Source organism: Mesorhizobium sp. LSJC280B00 (assembly GCF_000502835.1).
In the GTDB taxonomy this organism is placed as follows: Bacteria; Pseudomonadota; Alphaproteobacteria; order Rhizobiales; family Rhizobiaceae; genus Mesorhizobium.
Genome location: NZ_AYVL01000093.1, coordinates 1 through 2,835 on the forward strand (window position 1 = coordinate 1; position 2,835 = coordinate 2,835).

A 2,835-nucleotide genomic window follows, 5' to 3' on the forward strand; every position below is an offset into this window, starting at 1 on the left:
ATCGGCACTGTCCTTCCACCCCTGATCGAAGAGGCCCGTATCCGCTGCCCTGCTGTAGGTAACGAACCCCTCCCCGTTGCGGGCTCCGACTTCTTCCATCGAAGCCGTGGCAGCACCCAGTGATTCCCAAATGCGATCGACAAAGTCCTCATCTCCGGTCCTGTCGGCCGAACGGCAACTCGCGAAGCACGGCCATCTCGCCCTTGCGCGTTTCGTGCATGATCTTGCCTGGGTCCGCGTCTCCGAAGACGGAAGTCTCGGTCGATTGGTAGCGGGCGAGAAACGCCAGCACGCCACGGGCAAGCTCGGGATTGAGCCAGAGCATCTGCAAGGCGGAAATGACTCCGTCGCGACCAAAGGCGGTTGAGAACCACGGAATGCCGGCATACGGGTATGGTCCCGTCTCGAGGTCGGTTGTCAGGAGCGCGATGTCGGCACGTGTGCGGGCCAGCCAGTCATTGAACACGCGTCCGGAACTGAAACGGTGGCGCCTTGCCGGCGCTTTGAGCGAATCGCACATCGCGCTCGCGCAGCGGCGGCACGAAACCGGTCACTGGACGGAATCTCTTCGCCGTGACCGACCATCCAGATGGAGGATCCTGCGGTCACGGCTCGGCACGACAATGCGGAACTCGGCGTAACTGGAATGCACCTGATCCGGCTCCGCAATGACCGACTGGCGCGCCACATTATCAAGCCCTTCGTACCGAAATGTGACGCTTGCCTCACCAATCAGCGCGTCATGGGGCACGACCGCGATGGCTACGCGTGGTGCCGCGCACCGCGAACATGTCTCGGAAATCGGCATCGAAGTCGACACGGACCGGCAACGCAATCTCGCGCGCGAAGTAGTTGGTGAAGGTAATGCGCTCGAGCAACGGGGGGCTTCGCGCGAGCCAGTTATCCGATCTGCCGCTCAGAAATTTTTACCAAATATTCCGACCTCCTGATGGAACCCATTCGTTGCGGGCGAGTTGCGGCTCATTGGGACGGACTTCCCGAACATGACAACCAGCAACAAAGCAGACCATCAGTCTGTCTCCGAAGCGTTTCGGAAACTGATCCGTTCCGAAGGCTATCGTCATAACGTACAAACGTTCTTAAATCTGGGGGTCGAACCAGAACTGCCGCCAACCCTACAGTCATTACTTGCGGCTATTGATCGGGCCAAACAGGCCCCGACGGAAGAAGGTCCCTAGCCGGCTGGGTGAGCGTCAAAGCGGAAGAGTACAGAGGCTCGCTGCGTGCTTGTTCTCTAATCCCCTCTTGGAAATTTCCTACAAACATTCCCTTGATTTTTCCCGACAGAGGGTCATGAATGTTCCGCGTGGGTTCTCGCTGAGGTGGGAGGCCTGGTATGAACGTTTGGACGAACTGCCGACCCATCAAAGTGACTGCCAATGAGCTTGTTGAAGAGCTGATTTTACGAGCCCGGCGCGGCCAAATCATCATCTCCGTCAAAGAGACTATCGCAGCGGTGCGCCGAGACGGCCCGCATCTGGCGGAAAGTGACTGCGAGCTGGTGGAGCTTATTGTCGATCTTGCCCCAACCTTTGGCATGTTCGTCGCGTTCGACCTTCGCGAATAGCCTGATGGCAGGTTCTTCCCTCCGGTATACGTCGGGACGATTCGACCCAAGGTTGTGGACGAAAGGCGGATCGAAGCGCTTTATGGTCGGAGGGGGTCTGCGCGCGAGCCAATTATCCGATCACCGATCAGAAACTCGAGCTAAAAATTGCTGACTGTTGCGGCCTAGCACCGTGCCAATTCGTACGATTCGTACATGGCGTTGATGTCGGTCAGGAAGTGAGTAGATTCCCCTTCGGCGTGTCCCTGGGGAGGGCCGGATGAGCGTCGCGCAAAGGGTCGGTCCGCTTCTAGAGCAAGCAATCACTGTACTCCTCAACAGGGCGGACCGTCGCGACACGGTCTCGATCAAAGCGGCACTACGCGAAGCTCGGGAGGCTGCGCCTTATTTGGTGGCCTCCGACGAAGAACTGACCGAGGCGATCCTCGAGGCAGCAACTGCCATGGGCCTCTGCGTGCCTTTCGACGGTCGCGAATAGCTGTCAGCCAGCTTCGCTTGTCGTGACCTGGCAATGGCGACCGTGTGCTGCCATTCATTCTCGACATTCCCGCCTTGGCGTGACAGCCCTCACATTAACGCTCTCGCCGAGGACGAATAAGCATCGGATGCCGCAGATTTCCGAATGGTCCTTTGAGGCGATCGCCGCAATGGCTAGACCGACAACAAGCGAAATGACTAGGGCGACACCCACCGGAAGATGATGCATACCGGCTTCGTACCGACCGCTCGGATAAACGTCGATGGACGTTTGGAAACACCCGTCACGGACTCAGACCATCCCTAACAAATGGTTAGCCGTCCTCATCGCTGAGCCGGTTTATAGACAGGAAACCCGCTAGCCGCCCTAAGGCCCCTTCATGGCTCGCCACTGGTTCAACCCTCCGGTCCCCGTCAAGACCGAGCGTCCCGGGATCATTCGCAACGTCAACAACGCCGAGACAGCCGGCGAGGAGCTGATGAAGTGGACCAAGCGTGGCCCTTGCTGGGATCTCGCGGTGCGCGTTTGCATGGCCGTGATTTTCGACGAGATGGAACCTGAGGAGGCCCGCAAGGCATTCCTGGCTGCTGCAAAAGAGGAGGGGACATTACTCCCCCCAATGACAAGTAGCTAACTTGAGTTGCGGTAAAGGTTCTCTGACCAACACCGCCTTCGCGAAAGGAGCCCGCCGCCCGTGAGAAAGGCGACGGACCCCCCCACAGCGGCTGCACATCCACGAAGAATCCCGCTGCAAGCTCTAAACCCGCGA

The 2,835-nt window shown here is 58.7% G+C and carries 5 protein-coding genes; 3 read left to right on the top strand and 2 right to left on the bottom strand.

The window, feature by feature from the left end:
- Positions 1 to 148: 148 nt before the first annotated feature.
- Both X773_RS78880 and X773_RS78885 read right to left on the bottom strand, forming a co-directional pair.
- Complete coding sequence (locus tag X773_RS78880) at positions 149 to 520, bottom strand: hypothetical protein (RefSeq protein WP_023680939.1); 372 nt, start codon at positions 518 to 520, stop codon at positions 149 to 151.
- A gap of 220 nt (positions 521 to 740) precedes the next feature.
- On the bottom strand, positions 741 to 878 hold the full coding sequence (locus X773_RS78885) for a glycogen debranching N-terminal domain-containing protein (RefSeq protein WP_023680940.1): 138 nt from the start codon (positions 876 to 878) through the stop codon (positions 741 to 743).
- A 479-nt stretch (positions 879 to 1,357) separates the two neighbouring features.
- On the opposite strand from X773_RS78885, the gene X773_RS73315 reads away from it, so the two are divergent.
- The 3 genes from X773_RS73315 to X773_RS73325 all read left to right on the top strand — a co-directional run bounded on the left by X773_RS73315 (position 1,358) and on the right by X773_RS73325 (position 2,700).
- Entirely contained in the window at positions 1,358 to 1,588 is a 231-nt protein-coding gene (locus X773_RS73315; protein WP_023680941.1) for a hypothetical protein, read from the top strand.
- A gap of 259 nt (positions 1,589 to 1,847) precedes the next feature.
- Positions 1,848 to 2,066, top strand: a complete 219-nt coding sequence (locus X773_RS73320) for a hypothetical protein (RefSeq protein WP_023680942.1) — start codon at positions 1,848 to 1,850, stop codon at positions 2,064 to 2,066.
- Between the two features lie 379 nt (positions 2,067 to 2,445).
- Complete coding sequence (locus X773_RS73325) at positions 2,446 to 2,700, top strand: DUF982 domain-containing protein (RefSeq protein ID WP_023680943.1); 255 nt, start codon at positions 2,446 to 2,448, stop codon at positions 2,698 to 2,700.
- Positions 2,701 to 2,835: the final 135 nt, after the last annotated feature.

What these genes read in the sequence shown, in the direction of transcription:
- X773_RS78880 (WP_023680939.1), bottom strand. Translation starts at nt 520, where the DNA reads ATGTGCGATTCGCTCAAAGCGCCGGCAAGGCGCCACCGTTTCAGTTCC.
- X773_RS73315 (WP_023680941.1), top strand. Translation starts at nt 1,358, where the DNA reads ATGAACGTTTGGACGAACTGCCGACCCATCAAAGTGACTGCCAATGAG.
- X773_RS73320 (WP_023680942.1), top strand. Translation starts at nt 1,848, where the DNA reads ATGAGCGTCGCGCAAAGGGTCGGTCCGCTTCTAGAGCAAGCAATCACT.
- X773_RS73325 (WP_023680943.1), top strand. Translation starts at nt 2,446, where the DNA reads ATGGCTCGCCACTGGTTCAACCCTCCGGTCCCCGTCAAGACCGAGCGT.